Source organism: Gammaproteobacteria bacterium (assembly GCA_029880545.1).
Classification (GTDB): Bacteria; Pseudomonadota; Gammaproteobacteria; order Acidiferrobacterales; family SZUA-150; genus JAOUOD01.
This window is the reverse complement of the sequence record JAOUOD010000006.1, coordinates 21599-37943: the sequence shown is the minus strand read 5'-3', so window position 1 is coordinate 37943 and position 16345 is coordinate 21599. Positions and strand designations below refer to the sequence as shown.

Annotated in this window: 18 protein-coding genes; 3 read left to right on the top strand and 15 right to left on the bottom strand. The window is 53.6% G+C overall.

Annotation, left to right across the window (positions count from 1 at the left end):
* The 15 genes from OEZ10_08180 to dsrA all read right to left on the bottom strand — a co-directional run bounded on the left by OEZ10_08180 (position 1) and on the right by dsrA (position 13829).
* Entirely contained in the window at positions 1 to 333 is a 333-nt protein-coding gene (locus tag OEZ10_08180; GenBank protein ID MDH5632959.1) for an iron-sulfur cluster assembly accessory protein, read from the bottom strand.
* A gap of 1 nt (position 334) precedes the next feature.
* Complete coding sequence (gene cobB / locus OEZ10_08175) at positions 335 to 1735, bottom strand: hydrogenobyrinic acid a,c-diamide synthase (glutamine-hydrolyzing) (GenBank protein MDH5632958.1); 1401 nt, start codon at positions 1733 to 1735, stop codon at positions 335 to 337.
* A 26-nt stretch (positions 1736 to 1761) separates the two neighbouring features.
* A complete protein-coding gene (locus OEZ10_08170; protein ID MDH5632957.1) occupies positions 1762 to 2763 on the bottom strand; it encodes a glycosyl transferase family protein in 1002 nt (333 codons plus the stop codon).
* A gap of 97 nt (positions 2764 to 2860) precedes the next feature.
* On the bottom strand, positions 2861 to 4078 hold the full coding sequence (gene nrfD, locus OEZ10_08165; protein ID MDH5632956.1) for a polysulfide reductase NrfD: 1218 nt from the start codon (positions 4076 to 4078) through the stop codon (positions 2861 to 2863).
* A 43-nt stretch (positions 4079 to 4121) separates the two neighbouring features.
* Positions 4122 to 4853: a 4Fe-4S dicluster domain-containing protein gene (locus tag OEZ10_08160; GenBank protein MDH5632955.1), complete on the bottom strand. Its 732-nt coding sequence runs from the start codon at positions 4851 to 4853 to the stop codon at positions 4122 to 4124.
* Positions 4854 to 4869: 16 nt separating this feature from the next.
* On the bottom strand, positions 4870 to 5316 hold the full coding sequence (locus OEZ10_08155; protein ID MDH5632954.1) for a hypothetical protein: 447 nt from the start codon (positions 5314 to 5316) through the stop codon (positions 4870 to 4872).
* A gap of 26 nt (positions 5317 to 5342) precedes the next feature.
* The gene (locus tag OEZ10_08150) at positions 5343 to 7328 is read right to left on the bottom strand and encodes an NAD(P)-binding protein (GenBank protein MDH5632953.1); all 1986 of its coding nucleotides are present in this window, start codon (positions 7326 to 7328) and stop codon (positions 5343 to 5345) included.
* Positions 7329 to 7414: 86 nt separating this feature from the next.
* On the bottom strand, positions 7415 to 8920 hold the full coding sequence (locus OEZ10_08145) for a (Fe-S)-binding protein (GenBank protein ID MDH5632952.1): 1506 nt from the start codon (positions 8918 to 8920) through the stop codon (positions 7415 to 7417).
* Between the two features lie 37 nt (positions 8921 to 8957).
* Positions 8958 to 9710, bottom strand: coding sequence for a respiratory nitrate reductase subunit gamma (locus tag OEZ10_08140; GenBank protein MDH5632951.1), 753 nt, complete (start codon positions 9708 to 9710; stop codon positions 8958 to 8960).
* Between the two features lie 109 nt (positions 9711 to 9819).
* Entirely contained in the window at positions 9820 to 10155 is a 336-nt protein-coding gene (locus tag OEZ10_08135) for a TusE/DsrC/DsvC family sulfur relay protein (protein ID MDH5632950.1), read from the bottom strand.
* Between the two features lie 46 nt (positions 10156 to 10201).
* Complete coding sequence (tusB, locus tag OEZ10_08130) at positions 10202 to 10504, bottom strand: sulfurtransferase complex subunit TusB (protein ID MDH5632949.1); 303 nt, start codon at positions 10502 to 10504, stop codon at positions 10202 to 10204.
* A 12-nt stretch (positions 10505 to 10516) separates the two neighbouring features.
* On the bottom strand, positions 10517 to 10924 hold the full coding sequence (tusC, locus tag OEZ10_08125; protein ID MDH5632948.1) for a sulfurtransferase complex subunit TusC: 408 nt from the start codon (positions 10922 to 10924) through the stop codon (positions 10517 to 10519).
* A gap of 16 nt (positions 10925 to 10940) precedes the next feature.
* Positions 10941 to 11333 carry a sulfurtransferase complex subunit TusD gene (gene tusD / locus OEZ10_08120; protein ID MDH5632947.1) on the bottom strand — a complete coding sequence of 131 codons (393 nt, stop codon included), beginning with the start codon at positions 11331 to 11333 and terminating at the stop codon, positions 10941 to 10943.
* Positions 11334 to 11356: 23 nt separating this feature from the next.
* Positions 11357 to 12430 (bottom strand): dissimilatory-type sulfite reductase subunit beta, encoded by a 1074-nt coding sequence (dsrB, locus tag OEZ10_08115; protein MDH5632946.1) that lies wholly within the window; start codon positions 12428 to 12430, stop codon positions 11357 to 11359.
* 94 nt (positions 12431 to 12524) lie between these two features.
* Complete coding sequence (dsrA, locus tag OEZ10_08110; GenBank protein ID MDH5632945.1) at positions 12525 to 13829, bottom strand: dissimilatory-type sulfite reductase subunit alpha; 1305 nt, start codon at positions 13827 to 13829, stop codon at positions 12525 to 12527.
* Positions 13830 to 14448: 619 nt separating this feature from the next.
* Here dsrA and OEZ10_08105 point away from each other — a divergent pair.
* The 3 genes from OEZ10_08105 to OEZ10_08095 are packed head-to-tail and all read left to right on the top strand — an operon-like array spanning position 14449 to position 16334.
* Positions 14449 to 15366, top strand: a complete 918-nt coding sequence (locus tag OEZ10_08105; protein ID MDH5632944.1) for a TauD/TfdA family dioxygenase — start codon at positions 14449 to 14451, stop codon at positions 15364 to 15366.
* 42 nt (positions 15367 to 15408) lie between these two features.
* Positions 15409 to 15606, top strand: coding sequence for a sulfur relay protein DsrC (locus OEZ10_08100; protein MDH5632943.1), 198 nt, complete (start codon positions 15409 to 15411; stop codon positions 15604 to 15606).
* Positions 15607 to 15623: 17 nt separating this feature from the next.
* Complete coding sequence (locus OEZ10_08095; GenBank protein MDH5632942.1) at positions 15624 to 16334, top strand: hypothetical protein; 711 nt, start codon at positions 15624 to 15626, stop codon at positions 16332 to 16334.
* The last annotated feature ends 11 nt before the right edge of the window (positions 16335 to 16345 follow it).

Sequence of the window (16345 nt, the reverse complement as noted above, 5' to 3'; positions counted from 1 at the left end):
CTAGCTGTCGAGATTATCCCGGTCCGAACCAGGAGCCACATGGTTGGGATCGTTGGGGTTAATAAAAATGAAATGAAACTTTCCAGGCTCAATTTCGGCGTAATCGATCGTCATGTCGCTCAGCACTTCCCTGAACGCCGGGGCTATTACCAGTGTAACATTACCGGCCCTGAACTTGATATCGTCATCTCGAATCTCGTCGAAGCCGATTCCATATTCAAGCGAACCGGTGTCATCCTGGCGCACGGCAACCCGCAGCGCCAGATCTTTCATTCCGTCATCACTGGCTGCAATTTCAATCTGCCTGGCTGCGGCGTCGGTTACTGTAATCATGTTAATTCCTTGCTGTGGTCGATTGTTCGTTTCTGGAGGTAACGTGTTGTCGTACAAATGCACAAAAAGCATCTACCCATGCGTGCTGCCGGGTTTGCCGTTGGTGTACATACGTGGCCATCAGGTTATGAATGACAACGCCGTCACGTCGATTCTGAATACCAGTGCCCCTGTGTATAGTATATGCATAGGTACTGTCGTCGGGCAGATTCTCCAGGCTGGAGTAATGAAACTCGTGGGCATGAATCAGGTTTTCTTGTACGTGATTGGGCGTGAACCAGGGGTGATCAGCGGACACCTGGTAATGGCAGTAACCGCGTCCCTGTGGCCGCTCGTGCATGACGGCATCGGCCGGGATAGCGCCGACCATATTCGCCTGATGGCCGCGCCAGGCGAGGGAGCGGGACAAGTACATTAGCCCGCCGCATTCAGCATAGGCGGGCATGCCGGCTTCCAGTGCCCGGCGAATTGACTGGCGCATGCCTGTATTCTGTTCAAGTTGTGTCATGCAGGTTTCCGGAAAACCGCCACCGATAAACAGTGCGTCTACATTGGGCAGCGTTGAGTCATGCAAAGTATCAAAAAAAACCAGTTCCGCACCGTTTTGCTCGAATGCTTCCAGGTCATCCGGATAATAAAACCCGAACGCTGCATCACGGGCGATACCGAGGCGGAACGCTTTTCCAGGTGCAGCAGGCGTGATCGCTTTTGTTGATGGGTGGCTGTTACCCGCCAATGCAAGAAAGCGATCCAGGTCCACCTGGTCTGTGACATGACGGGCAATATTGTCAATAATCCGGGACGCCTGGTCGGTTTCATTGCTCGGCATCAATCCCAGGTGGCGTTCGTCAATGTGCAGGTCGGAATGTCGACCTATCGTACCGAGAATAGGGATATCGGTATAATGTTCGATAACTGACCGCAACTTGGATTCGTGGCGCTCACCCGCGGTCTTGTTGAGAATGACGCCGGCAATAGTGACGCCCCGGTCAAACATCTGCAGTCCAAGCAGAACCGGCGCCGCGTTCCGGGTAATACCCTGGCAATCCAGTACCAGTACCACCGGGGCGCTTAAAAGCCTGGCCATCGCCGCATTGCTGTCAGCGCCGTCTCGATCCATGCCATCGTGAAGTCCCTTGTTGCCTTCGATCAGGGCAAGATCGCTGTCACCAAGATGGTCTGCGAAGCAGCGTAGAATCTCATCGTGTGTCTGGGTGTTGAAGTCGAGGTTATAGCAGTTACGACCACTGGCTGTTTTCAGCCAAATGGGGTCAATGTAGTCCGGCCCTTTTTTGTACGGCTGAACACCGATACCACGTTGACTCAGGGCCGCGGCAATACCCAGGCTGACTGTTGTCTTGCCCGAAGATTTATGTGCCGCGGAAATGTAAACATGAGCCATGGCATTGAGTCCTTTGATGTCCCGGGTCAGGCGACAGCCGCGAGTGTTTCTTTTGGACGTAACTGCCACATTTCACTGGCCAGTGCTTCGGCTGCCTCCATGGTGGCTGTGCGTCCCATGGTTTTCAGAACAATGGCAGCGGTGCCGATGATTGCGGCTTCCCCGTATTCGTCCTCGTATTCACCGCGCCAGACGGCGGCAAGAGAGGCGGGGTTCAGCTCAGCCGGTTTGACGTGACGCTTCTTGAACATGGCCGGCCAGAGCTCATCTTCCATGGTGTCGCCATGCAGTGTTTTGACCAGTGTTTCCATATCGGGGTTGCGTTCGATTTCACCGCCTTCGCCCTTGACCACCGCGGCATGGGCATGACCAAGCAGGCGCGAGGACTCCTGGTGGGTCGGGTGATAGCCGGGGTGATGGATAGCGGTGATAACATGGGTGGCATCCATGGGATTTATCAGCCGGGCAACAGTATGAACCGGTGAGCGCAGGCCAAGAACAGGGCGCAGCTCGATGATCTGGTGCAGTCGGGGGCTCATGTGCTCCAGGTCCATGTAGCTGAAGTGATTTTTTGTCAGTTGATCACAGGCTTCCGCAAATGATCGGGCAGCGGGCAAGCCGAGCAGCGCCAGCACATCACGGGTGTAGATTCTGCCGGCAGTATGGCCACTGGCGCCGTGCATGAAAACGGTAATACCGTTTTGTGCCAGCAACAGTGCTGACAATATGTACCAGGGCAGGTGCCGACGCTTGCCGGCATAGGATGACCAGTCAACATCAACAGCAGGTCGATCTGACGGTAGTTCAAAGGACTTCTTGATGGCACGAACGAAGCCGGCAATTTCGGCTGGCGTTTCTTCCTTGACGCGCAACAGCATCAGTACTGCTCCAAGCTGTTCGGCAGTGATCTCATTGGCCAGGATCATGCGCATGACTTCTTCGGCTTCCTGTTCGGTAAAGTCGCGGGAACCGGTTCGGCCCTTGCCGAGTATGCGTACGAATTGTGCAAATGGATGTTCTGTGGTCATGAATGGATACCCTCTAGAAGCAAATAAACCGCGCCAGGAATCCTGGCGCGGTTATTGTATCGCGATGAAACCCGTTTGTGCGGGTTTTTGCCCGGTATTAACCCGCCTTGTGGTGTGGGTCCGCTACCTTGTCGGCAAGACTTTCCGGCAGCAGTGGCAGCACCTTGATGGCAAAGGTGGTGGCAGCCAGGGTAATGGCAATGCCGGCCATGCCCAGCATGACTTCCCACTTGCTTGGCGAGTAGGTAGCAGTCTGGCCATCACCAAAGCTGCTGCTAATTTCCCAGCCCGGGAACAAGGTCATTGGGTAGGCCTGGCCACCAACAATTGTGACATACATCTGTGCCAGTCCGCCCAGGATAACCAGGACACTGGCAGCAACAACCATGGCGCGGGACTTGGACAGGGCGGTGAACAGGATAATCATTGGAACGATACTGCCCAGCAACACCTGGTCAATCCAGAATACACGGCTGTAGATACCGCCGCCGTTATCGCCACGAAGAATGAACGCCTCGAAGCCGTGGTGCTCGGTAATGTAGAGGTTGGTCAGGTGATGTACCGCAACAAAGTAGAGTGCAGCGGCAACAAAAACGCCAAGCAGGTTCTTCAGGCGATTGACTACGGCGTCGCCCAGTTCACGACCGGTCAGCTTGTAGCTGGCAATCAGGAACACGAGGTAGAACGCAAGACCGTAGGCAAATGACATGATGATGAACATCGGCGCCATAATGGCGGCGTCATAACCCTGACGCGCAACCAGGAAGCCGAAGATGGAACCGGTACCGGTTGTGAGCACCAGGCGCCAGATGAACGCGGCGGTACCGGCTGCCTTGCTGAAACGGTTCATTTTCTTTTCCATCAGTGTCCACAGGTAGATACCGACAACAAGCAGGAAGCCGTTGTACAGGATAATGTTCCAGGCAAAGATGGATTTGAAGTTGTACTTGGTCATGGCCACGATCAGGCGGTCAGGGCGACCCAGATCGAGTACCAGGACGCTCAACCCGCCGATGAGCAGGGTGATGGCCAGCACATTGGACAGGCGACCCAGTGGCTTGTACATGGCGCGGCCAAAAACCGTGGCGATGGATGAAACATTCAGCGCACCGGATGCGGCGACGATCAGGAAGACCGCGAAGACATGCGGCATGCCCCAGACCACGGCGTTGTTCATGCCCGTAACCCAGTGGCCGTTGTGTTCCATGTAGTAAGTCGCGCCAAGGCCGGCGGCAATAAACGCACCAAAAAGTCCGAGTAAAGCCCAGAATCCCAGGCTTGTACCTTTAATCATTGTGTATCGAACATTTGCCATAATTCTTACCCGTTATTGCGTTGTCGCAGGGAGTTTCTGCCGGTTAAATATTCTGATACCGGACACCGGTGTTCAGGTCCAGGTCAGCGCGCAACTGGCGGCTTGTTTCTTCGCGCAGGCGCTTGGCGATATCGCTATTGGGATCCTTGAGATCACCAAAAACAATTGCCTTGTGTCCGGCCTGGTCACAGGCTTCCGCGCAGGCAGTCGTGCCGTCGCCACGATCGACCTTGTGAACACACAGGGTGCAGGATTCAACAGTACCTTTGCCGCGTGGCGCATGATGTGCCGGATTTTCGACGGCCTCATGAGCGAAGGAGCGAGCCTTGTAAGGGCATGCCATCATGCAGTAACGGCAACCGATACAAATGTGACGATCAACCAGGACAATGCCGTCTTCGCGACGCATGGATGCGCCGGTAGGGCATACGTCAACACACGGTGGGTGTTCGCAATGCTGACACATCATCGGCAGTGAGTATTCCTTGCCGGTTGACGGATCCTTCGCATTGATTTTGCGAATCCACTGCTGATCGGTATTCGGTCGATTGTGGCTGCTGATGCCGTTCTCGGTGTGACATGCTTCAACACAGGAGGTGCAGCCATTGGCGCATTTGTTTGTGTCAATCAGCATGCCCCAACGCTGTTGTGCTGTGGCTGCTTCCTCGGGGGAGCGAGCTTCGGCCAGCTCAATCAAACGAATGCCCGGTGCGATGGCGGTACCGGCTACAGCGGCGACGCCTGCTCCGAGAAATTCACGACGGTTGAGGCTCATGTTACTGGTTCCTCGTTTACTTTGAATTGTTGTCTTCAGGCAAGGACGAATTTTCTGCGGTTGTGTCACCGGCAGGGTGCGTAACCGCGGATTGTTTCGTCTCGGCCTTGTCGTTATGACAGCTGAAGCAATCAACACTTACAGCCGCGTACTCGTGGCAGCCGGCGCAAAAGCCGTCTTCACCAATGACGCTGTTGGTCTTCGGGTCCGCATGGCAATTGATGCATTCCTTCAGGCTGTGCTTGCTGGTGCGAATACCGCGGCGAAGTGTGTCGTCGCGCTGATGCAGGATGAAATCCATATGGTTACGACGCATGACATCGGTAGGTTCCACGCACTTGTCGCCCTTGGCGGTAATCCTGTGTGATTTTTCGCCGTGGCTATCAGCGACGGCCGCAGCTCCTGTCATCGACAGGAGCGCTACCAGGGTGATGGCCAGGGTACTTCTGATTGCTGCTGACATTCCGCCATTCCTCCCGTTGCCAGGTATTATTCGCCGAGACCCATCTTGATATAACCGGTCGGGCACACATCCTGACAAATGTGGCAGCCTATGCAGCGGCTATAGTCGGTATAAACATAGCGACCCATGGTGGACTCGTTCTTCGGTGTACGATGTACCGCGTCTTGCGGGCAGTAGATGACGCAGTTGTCACACTCAAAACACATGCCACAACTCATGCAGCGCTTGGCTTCGGCAACCACTTCTTCTTCCGGCAAGCCTGCCATACGTTCTTCAAAATGACCCAGAACATCATCAGCTGACGGTACGGACTCTGATCGCTTGTGACGAGTCTCGTTTTTGAAGTGGCCAAGGAACAGTTCTGTAGACGGAATGATTTCCGCGCCTGAACGATCTTCGTAGTTATGGATCGCGAAACCACCCACGGCCTTGCCATCTTCGGATGTACCACGCAAACCCTGGTCAATCGCACGTGGACCACCCTCAGCACTCGGCGCGTAGTTGGTCGGCATCAGGTTGGTTTCGGTCAGCTTATTCAGCAGGCTGAAGTGATGTACGTCAACCTTCGGGCGCTTGCCCAGCTCCTTCTTGGCGAAGTACTGATTAATACTGTCAATGGCGATAGAAGCCTGGCCGATAACAGTGGTTAACAGGTGCGGACGCACGATGTCGCCGGCGACAAACAGGCCCGGACGATTCGGTACCTGGAAGTGCTTGTCGGAATCAATCAGGCCGCGGTCGTTGCCAACTGCTTCAAAACCTTCGAGGTTACCGGTCTGGCCGATGGCAGCAACGATCAGGTCTGCTTCAATGATTTCTTCAGAGCCTTCGATGACTTCCGGCTTTCCGGAAGTGTAGTCCAGCTTGGACACTTTCAGGCCGGTTGCACGTCCATTGGCATCACGAATAACTTCTACCGGGTTCAGGGAACCGCGGATTTCAACGCCTTCACGGGTGGCATCATCAATTTCATGCTGGGCGGCAGTCATGTTTTCGATTGGCTGACGTGAGATCAGCATTACTTCTGCACCTTCACGGGCAGCGATATCCATGACGTCATGGGCAGTATGACCCAGTACAACATTTTCCGGACGATCCTTTTCGTTGACGTTCTTGATGCTGCCGATACGACGGGCAACAGAGGCAACGTCGATGGAAGTATCACCACCACCGATAACCACGACGCGACCGGCAACACCGGTCAGGCGACCCTGGTTGAATGCGGACAGGAAGGCAACACCGGTGATGCAGTTGTCAGCTTCGGAACCCGGGATCGGCAGGTTGCGGCCGGACTGGGCACCGATACAGATCAATACTGCGTCAAAGTCTTTTTCCAACTGTTCCAGGGAAATGTCCTTGCCAACGCGGGTGTTCATACGCATTTCAACACCCATGTCGACGATACGACCGATTTCGCCGTCCAGTACGTCGCGCGGAGTACGGTAGCCAGGAATGCCGTAGCGCATCATGCCACCGGCATGATCATGATCGTCAAATACAGTTACTGCGTGACCCTTGCGACGAGCCTGGTAGGCGGCAGCCATACCGGCAGGACCTGCACCGATAACGGCAATCTTCTTGCCTGTGTCAGCACCGGCTGTGAAAGTCAGCTTGCTGGCGAGACCGTAGTCACCGATAAACTGTTCAACAGCGTTGATGCCGACAAAGTCATCAACTTCGTTACGGTTACAGCCGTCCTGGCACGGAGCCGGGCAGACACGACCCATAACAGAAGGGAACGGGTTGGCATCAGTTGAACGGCGGAATGCATATTCCTGCCATGGGGTATCACCAGACGGCTTTTCGATACCGCGAACAATGTTCAGGTAGCCACGAATGTCTTCACCGGCCGGGCAGCTGCCCTGACAAGGCGGAGTCTTGTGAATATAGGTCGGGCACTTGTAGGAAGTGTCGCCCCTGAAAATCTGCTCCTGGAAAGCGCGAGGGGCGTGATCACCATCCTTGTAGCGGCGAAAGGTATGTACTTTCATTTTATCTGCCGGAGTTGCCATCTGTCATTCTCCTGTTACTTATGTACTAGGCTATTTAGTCATGCCTCGTCGGCTTGGTTTGCCGGGCGAGACCATTAATCGAAAATTTAATCCTTGGTTCCAAGCTGGATTGCATTGCTGACCAACTGGTGCAGACTGCCAATCATGTGCATCGGGAAATCGTAATAGGGCAGCACCTTGGTAAACTGACTCTTACAGATTGCACAAATTGCAGCCAGATAGTTGATATCATGCTCTTCCACTACCTGCTTCAAGGCTTCCATGCGCGGCAAGGCACCCTTGACACGCAGTTCCATCAGGTCATCAGTCAGTAGACCACCGCCACCACCACAGCAGAATGTATTCTCGTGTATGGTTTCAGGTGCCATGTCATAGAAATGGTTGGCTACTGATTTGATTACTTCGCGCGGCAAAATGAACTGGCCGCCTGGCATGTTGCCCATGCGCGAAGCGCGGGCAACGTTGCATGAATCATGGAACGTAATTCGGAACTCGTCGTTGGCTTCCTTGTCCAGGTTCAGCGCGCCACGCTTGATGAGATCGTGAGTGAACTCAACAATGTGTTGCGGAACCGGGTATTTCGGATCGAGGAAATCGAACGGGCCAGCCAGCGTATTCCAGAAATTGTAGGCGACTCGCCATGCGTGACCGCACTCACCGACAATAATGCGTTTGACGCCGAGATCCAGGGCGGCCTGGCGAATGCGAAGCGCCTGTTTCTTCATGTTGCCACCGGAACCGATGAACATGGAGAAGTTGGCTGCTTCAGACGCGTAGGATGATACGGTCCAGCTGATACCGGCCTGGTGGAAAACCTTGCCGTAGCCGATCAGGCCGTCGATATGCGGTTCGGCAAAGAAGTCGGCAGACGGTGTAACCAGCAGGACTTCCGCGCCTTCCTGGTCAACCGGGTACTTGACCGGCACGCCAGTATCTTCTTCGATTTCTTCTTCGAGATCAGCCATGGTGTCTTTAAGTGCCGCTTCGGGCAGACCCAGGTTGTTACCAATCTTGAAAACCTTGGCGATAATTTCGTTGTTGTACTTGGAGCCAAGACCGACGGAATCCATGATTTCGCGGGCGGCCATGGAGATTTCGGCGGTATCGATGCCATAAGGGCAGAATACGGAACAACGACGACACTGTGAGCACTGGTGGTAGTAGTTATACCAGTCGTCCAGCACTTCCTTGGTCATTTCTTTTGCGCCTACCAGCCAGCCAAGGCCCATGTTGCCAAGGAGCTTGCCGATTGGTGTGTAGTAGCGACGGTAGACCTGGCGTAACAGGTCCTGGCGTGCCACCGGCATGTTTTTCGGATCAGCCGTGCCGATATAGTAATGACATTTGTCAGTACAGGCGCCGCATTTAACGCATGCGTCCAGGTAAACCTGGAGTGCACGTGAGTTCTTCACCATGTCCCCAAGCTTGTCGACAACCTTTTGTTCCCAGCCGTCGACCAGTTCACCGGGGAAACCCAGGTCAGTCTGGTGATTAGGTTTGGCAACAAACGGGCCGTTACCGGCCATGGTACCCGCCTGGATTACGGGAATTTCGTTGAGTTCACGAAACGCTGGTCTTTCAAAGTCAGCCACTTGTTAACCCCTCAACTCTGCAATTCTTCGTCTTGTATTATACCGGCTTGCTGGTTGCTGAATCGTCAGCAGTCCAGCCATCCACGTGACGTTTTTCACGGGGATTGTCAACCTGGTTACGTGTCGGGCTGAAAAATACGCCCGGTGCATGTAGCAGCTTGCTCATCGGGAAAATAATCATGAGCACGGCAACCAGCGCCAGGTGAATCAACAGCATGATATCATTGGGCAGGGCGCCAAATTCGGCGCGACCCATCATGGCCATAAAGAAGCTCTTCAGCGCGACAATATCCGTGTGATAGGTGTCGGTGAACTTCATGGCTGCGCCACTTGCTCCGATTCCGAGAAGCAGCAGTAACATCAGGTAGTCAGAAGGTGCGCTAATGTAGCGAACCCGGTCTACGACGATGCGTCGACCCAACAGACCCAGCAGTCCGGCAAGCATCGCCCAGGCGGCATATTTGCCAAAAGGCTGTGCCAGGGCCACTACGGTCCAGACAGGTTCTGTGAAGTAGCGCAGGTGGCGGAAGAGCACGAGGGCAAGTGCAATATGGAACATCCAGCCAAACAGCCAGATCCACTTATTGGACTTGAACAGGCTTTCGAATACGGTGACTTCCTTCAGCATGCGCCAAACAACACCTTGCCTGGTAACAGGTGCAGGTGTTGTTACAATCTTTAATGGAGCTGGCGTGCGTGCATATACAGAAATTTTGTATATGAGACCAAACAACAGAACGACTGTTGCAAAGTAAAATAAACCAGCATATGTAGCAGTCAATGCAGACATTGCATACCCCAACTACCGAGTGTCTCGTCTTGATTCGCAGAGTCCGGACCGGCCGGGCTCAGGCGGAAAGCGGGGCGGATATACCGCCCCACAACCCTGGTACAGCTTCTTACACGCAGCCAGTAGGCTTCGGCAGGCCGGCATACTTACATGCCTGCTTGGCCGGGCCATACGGGAACAGTTCGTACAGGTACTTGCTGGTGCCCTTGTCCTTGCCCAGTTTCTTGCCAATGGCCTTGGTCAGAACGCGAACGGCCGGAGCAATCTGGTACTCTTCGTAATATTCACGCAGGAAGTTGATTACTTCCCAGTGAGCATCAGACAGATCACAATCGTCTTCTTTTGCCATAATGCTGGCAATTTCCTCATTCCAGTCTTCGCGGTTAACCAGGTAACCTTCTTCATCCACTTCTACTGACTTGCCGCCGACTTCAATAGTAGCCATCTCGCGGTCTCCTCTTTAGATAAAATTAAATATTGATGAACTGATCTTACAGCCAGGCCTGAACCTGACTGTATTCAGCAGTCAGATCAACAAATCCGGCGTAATCCACAACTACAACGCCATCCAGAACAGAATCAGTAACACCGCGTGTTTTCAGGTCCGGTCCGAGAGCGTAAACCTTTTTGGTTTTCATGGCGTCTGCAACCTTTGAAGAGAACGCGGTTCCTTTCAGGGCTCCATAAACACCGTCTTCAGTCAACAAGATACCACTGCCGTCTTTTGCATGAGTAATGCAGCTGTCCAGCGAGTTGTTCTGAAACGGCGATTTATTAACGGTATGTAACAGCATGTTAATCTCCTCTTAGAAGCTCAGGACTACGTCCTGCTCTTCCATCAGGTCAGCCATTTCGGCACGTGTAACGATCCTGATGGACGGCTTTTCAGCATAATCGTCATCTTCGTCTTCATAGACGAGGGGCATCAGGTCATCGAGAGTCAGGCCGCGTTCTTCAAGCGACTCTTTCTCAACGTACAGTTTGTTGACTTCATAATCACCCAGTGCATTGTAGGTGGGCGAAAAGTTTTTCATCTCGCTTTCGCTGGTGTCCTGACCTTTCTTGATCTGGTAGACACCATCATCAATGAAAGCTACACAAACATCCTGTTCGAATGCTGCGCCAATCAGAACTACTTCAAGCGATTCGAGTGCGTATACGGTGCCGTAAGGAGCCTTACGGTTGACGTACATGAATTTCTTTGTTGTTGACATTTCAATCGCTCCGTAATCAGTCGCCAAAAGTTACCAGACGATCGCTCTGGATACCGGCTTCAACCAATTGGCCGAGACCAGAGATGCGGAAGCCTTCGGCGATGTTGTCGCCGTCCAAACCGTTACGCTTGGCTTCATCTGCATCGGCGATGCCGCGGCGTTGAGCCGCAGCAACACAGACTACCAGGTCAAGGTTATGTTCCTTGGCCAGCGCTGACCAACGCTTGACAATGTTACGTTCATCCTGCGGCGGAGTGGTGTAACGTGTACCGTTGTTCACTCCGTCGTGGTAGAAGAACACACGAAAGATTTCGTGGCCTTTTTCCAGTGCTGCCTTGGTGAAGTGATAAGCAGTATCAGCAGCCTGGTGCGTATACGGGCCTTCACTGACCAAAATACCGTACTTCATATTCCTCTCCCGTTGATTCCGGCTTAGAAGCGGATATGAGCGGACGCGTTCAGGGTGTAGCGTGAACCGGTCCAGTTATCAATGTGGAACTTGGTGAACGGCAGTTCAGTCAGTTCGAAGAAACGTGGCCAGCCAATACGCTCAACCCAGTCACCAACACGTTCCCAGTCCTTGGCGTCTTCCTTGTAAACAGCCAGGATCTTCTTGACGATCTCGGCAGCTTCAGTCCAGCGCGGAGGATTGTTGGGGATGCCGGCAGCAACCAGCTTGTGGAATGAAGGCTTGCTGCGAGCATTTGAGTGCTTGCCGCCGACCCAGATTGCCAGCTTGGTGTGAACCGGATCATTGATCTGCATTGGCGGGCATGGGGGGAAGCAGGCACCACAGCAGACACATTTCTTTTCATCCACTTCCAGTGAAGGCTTGCCGTTAACCATGGCCGGACGAATCGCGGCTACAGGGCAGCGGGCAACAACAGAAGGGCGCTCACAGGCATTGGCTACCAGATCATGATTGATCTTGGGTGGCTTGGTATGCTGAACGTTGATAGCGATATCACCCTGGCCACCGCAGTTGATCTGGCAGCAGGAGGTAGTGATATGGACACGGTTAGGCATGCGCTCGTTGATGAACTCTTCATGCAGTTCATCCATCAGGGCCTTGACTACGCCAGAAGCGTCGGTGCCCGGGATGTCGCAGTGCAGCCAGCCCTGGGTATGGGAGATCATGGTAACGGAGTTACCTGTACCACCAACCGGGTAGCCTGCATCTTCGAAAGCCTGGATCAGCGGCTGAACCTTGGCTTCATCGGTAACCATGACTTCCATGTTGGAACGGATGGTGAAGCGGACATAACCGTCAGCCAGGTCATCGATGATGTCGCACAGCAGGTTGATTTCGTAGGGGCCCAACTGACGCTGGGTACCGACGCGAACAGTCCATACTTCGTCGCCACTTTCGGCAACGTGGTGCAGAACACCCGGACGTGGGCGATCATGGTATTTCCAACGACCGAAGTTCTTCAGGAACGTTGGGTGCATGTACTGAAACGGATCCGGCGTACCGCTCTCGATTGGTGAGCGTGGAGTATCAGCCATCGTAAACCTCCAAATACCTTAAATTCTTCAAAAAAGTTTAAATTCGTTAACAAGGGTCCGCCGATTAAGGCGGACCTTGCCGCGTCTTTACAGATTAACCAGCTTTACGCTCGTTCCACTTGGCTGCTTCAGCATCCCATTCGTCAAGGCGAACATAGGAACTGGCGCGTGGGTGGGTAATCATGTTTGGATCCACGTCGAGACCGATACCTTCCAGGAAGTTACCGAGGCCGATGCGTTCGATCATTTCACCGGTACGTTCGTGTTCCAGTGCATTTTCAGCGAAGAAGTCGATGATTTCTTCAGCCAGTTCAACCAGGCGCTCGTAATCTTCTTCAGTATCCAGTTTCATGAATGGAACAACCACGGTTCCCATCAGATCACCGATCTTCAGGGTGCGCTTGCCGCCAATGAGGATGCTGACGCCCTTGTCATCACCAACGCTCAGGGCCCTGGTCATAACGTTAATGCAGTGCATGCAGCGAACGCAGTTACGGTTATCAACTGCCAGGGTGTCGTCGTCGTTCAGAGACAGGGCCTTTGTCGGGCAGCGGTTGACAACGTTATCAACGACGTACTGGCGACCTTTGCCTGCTACGAATTTCTTCACTTCTTCCTGGTCGACCTTCATATCATCACGCCAGGTACCGATTACGGCGAAGTCAGCGCGGTGAATGGAGTTCATGCAGTCATTCGGGCAACCGGAAACCTTGAACTTGAACTTGTACGGCAGGGCAGGACGGTGCATATCGTCCTGGAAGTTGTTCACCAGCAGGCGGTGAATCTTCTGCTCGTTTGCGCAAGACTGTTCGCAACGGGCGGCACCGATGCAGCTCATGCCGGTACGTACGCAAGGACCGGCACCACCGAGATCCCATCCGTACTCGTTGATTTCGTCAAAGAAGTGCTGGGTGTTTTCGGTAGTCGTACCGATAAACATGATGTTACCGGTCTGGCCGTGGAAAGCGATCAGTCCGGAACCGTACTTGTTCCAGCTGTCAGACAGCTGACGCAGCATCTTGGTGGTGTAATGGTTACCTGCAGGAGGCTGGATACGCAGGGTATGGAATTCTTTTGATTCCGGGAACATCGGCTTGTGGTTTTCATCCATCAGTTCGGTGAAGCGCGGAATGATGCCGCCGCCATAGCCGAATACAGAAACCGTGCCACCCTTCCAGTAACCCAGGCGGGTCTTGTAGGAGTGTTCCAGCTGACCCAGGAGGTCAACCATCATATTGTTTTCCAGGGCCAGACGCTTCAGGCCGGTTACGAAAGAAGGCCATGGGCCACTTTCCAGCTCGTCCAGATTTGGTGTGTCGTGGAAAGGCTTGCTGGATTTCTTCTGGTCCAGCGGTAAGTAAGTGCTGTGTTTCTCAGGATTCTTGGGCTTGTTCGCCATGCTCAATTACCTCCTATGCGGATCTGGCATTTAGTCAGTACGGCCAAGTCTCTTTTATTTGACATGACCGACATAAAAACTGGCCAAAAAACTTGGTTAAATCTTGGCCCGTAAATTCATTTGGGCGGCGGGCGCGTATTATTCAGTTTTCCCAAGAGAATGGCAATGGGTAGATAGCCATTTCTTATGGGCATGAACCAGCGGCGCTCCCGCTCAAGGTGCGCGCAGTCTATGTCAGATGGGCTGCGAAAAAAAAGTCTGTCAGAAGGGATGGATAAATATTCTTTTACCCCTCCCAAACGGGATATATCCCTGGCGCCTGTTTTGGGCCCTAATGTGACTACAAAATTTTCTTCTGACATAAAAACAAGGACTTAGCTAATTAGTGGCATATCGGCCTGGATGACGAAATCTTGAGCCCGCTGGAACTTCTTAGACCGCTGTGCGAAACAGCGGTTGGGCTAATCGGCATATTTTCAGCGTTTTTTCGCCTCTGAATACGACTACAGTTCTCACACCACTCCGGGGATGAATTGAATTTCGGGTTTTTGACCCCCATATTGCGGGCCACTGGTCGCATATGAGTGACGCGCAATATTGCAAAGCGAGGGTGCCAGACGTGCAAGCTAGTCCATTTTTGCCGGGAAACGACCAGGCGTATCTGCGTTGGCGTGAAACCAAGCTCAATGCCTACCCGGAGTCTGTCGACAACCTGCGTGTAGAAATTCAGCACCCCTCCAGGCTGTCCGGCGATGAAACCAGTAAACTGCTGGCTTGCTGCCAAAAAACCAATATGGTTGTTTATGCGACTGATCCATCGGTCTGTGGTGAAGAAAAAGACATTCCCCGGGCACTGGGGGCGCATTTTGGCATGACCCGGCTCGACCCCAATCTGCTTGCCGATGACGATGGCATTACCTCGTTGCAAGTCGTGCCAGGCAAATTGCAGCGTGGCTACATCCCGTATTCTGACCGCCGCCTGCTTTGGCATACCGATGGATACTATAATAATGGAGACATGCAAATTCGGGGAATGCTGCTTCACTGCGTGCGCCCGGCGACCCGGGGCGGAGAAAACGCACTGCTGGATCCAGAAATTGCGTTCATATTGCTGCGTGATCGTGAGCCGCGCTATATCGAGGCACTGATGGCCGAGGACGCCATGACGATTCCGGCCAATAGCGAGACCGATGTCGTGGAGCGGCCGGCGCAGTCAGGACCTGTATTTTCAGTGTCAGCGGTGGACGGCAGTTTGCATATGCGTTACACAGCCAGGACTCGCAGTATCGAATGGAATCCGTCGAGCCTGACCCAGGAAGCGGTGGCGGCATTGGCTGAACTGCTCGATAGTCATTCAACCTATATTTTCCGGCACAAACTCAAGGCTGGTGAAGGATTGTTATGCAACAATGTGTTGCATAACCGCACCGCGTTTGAGACCGGTGAAGCCGATACCCGGCTGCTGTATCGTGCCAGGTACTATGATCGAATTGCACATACCGGTATTGAAGACATCATCGGGGTAATGGAGCCCTGAGTGTGGCCTGGATACCGGGACCAAACCAATGGAAAGTGAACGATGTTATATCTCAGCGAAATCCTGATTCAAAACCACGATCTCGAAACATTTGACGATCTGCTCGAAGCGGTAAAAGCTCGAGCGGCAACCGAGATATTTTTTAAAATGGACGTCAAGCCGCCGTTTCCTGATACGCCTCCCAACTGGGAAGACCGGCTTGAAGGAGCATTCGTTGGCGTGAATTCCGTGACGCGATAAAGTTTGTTGGAGAAGATATGAAGTATTTAGATTCAGATACCGGCATGTTGGACGCAGATGGCGCCGAAGACGCGGTCGCGTCAACGCTGCGTCTGGAGCAGCAAATTGATGCGGCCCGCCGCCAGATTGAGGCGTTACCGGAAAATGTCGAGCCGACCCGTAAAGCCGAGTTGGATCTACAGGTAGCCAGGGCACTGGCAGAGCTGGAGCGGGGCAGCGAGTCTTGGGATATCGCCAGGAACGCATTTGATGTGTTCCTGGCAGCCGAAGATTTTGAGCAGGCGGCCATTGCCTGCGACATCCTGTTCAATACCGGTGAAGAAGGCGCGCTGAGCGCGTTGGGCCAGGGCATCTGGCTGGCGGTAACGTTTCCGGTAGATCCGGAACTGAGTGTTGCCTTGCTTCAGCATGTGGTTGATGAGACGCCGGATGATTCGGACGGCGGCGCGCTGGCGGCCGTGGTGGCCCATTATATCGCCGATATGCGCACGCAACCGGGACGTGCCCGCGAAGACCTGTTGTTTTTTACCAATAACCTGCTGGGCACGGTTGCCCGTCGTCATAGCAAGGTAGATAAGCAGGATGAATTTGATTTTTGGTTCCGCAAGCTGGAATTACACGATCCAGCCTTGTTTTTACCGCGTTTCCGCAATGTCGTGGATGTGCTGGTCCAGGATGACTGGTGGTTTGACCGCGAACAGCTGCAGGAGCGCTTGCCGGTTAACTGACCGGGAGACGC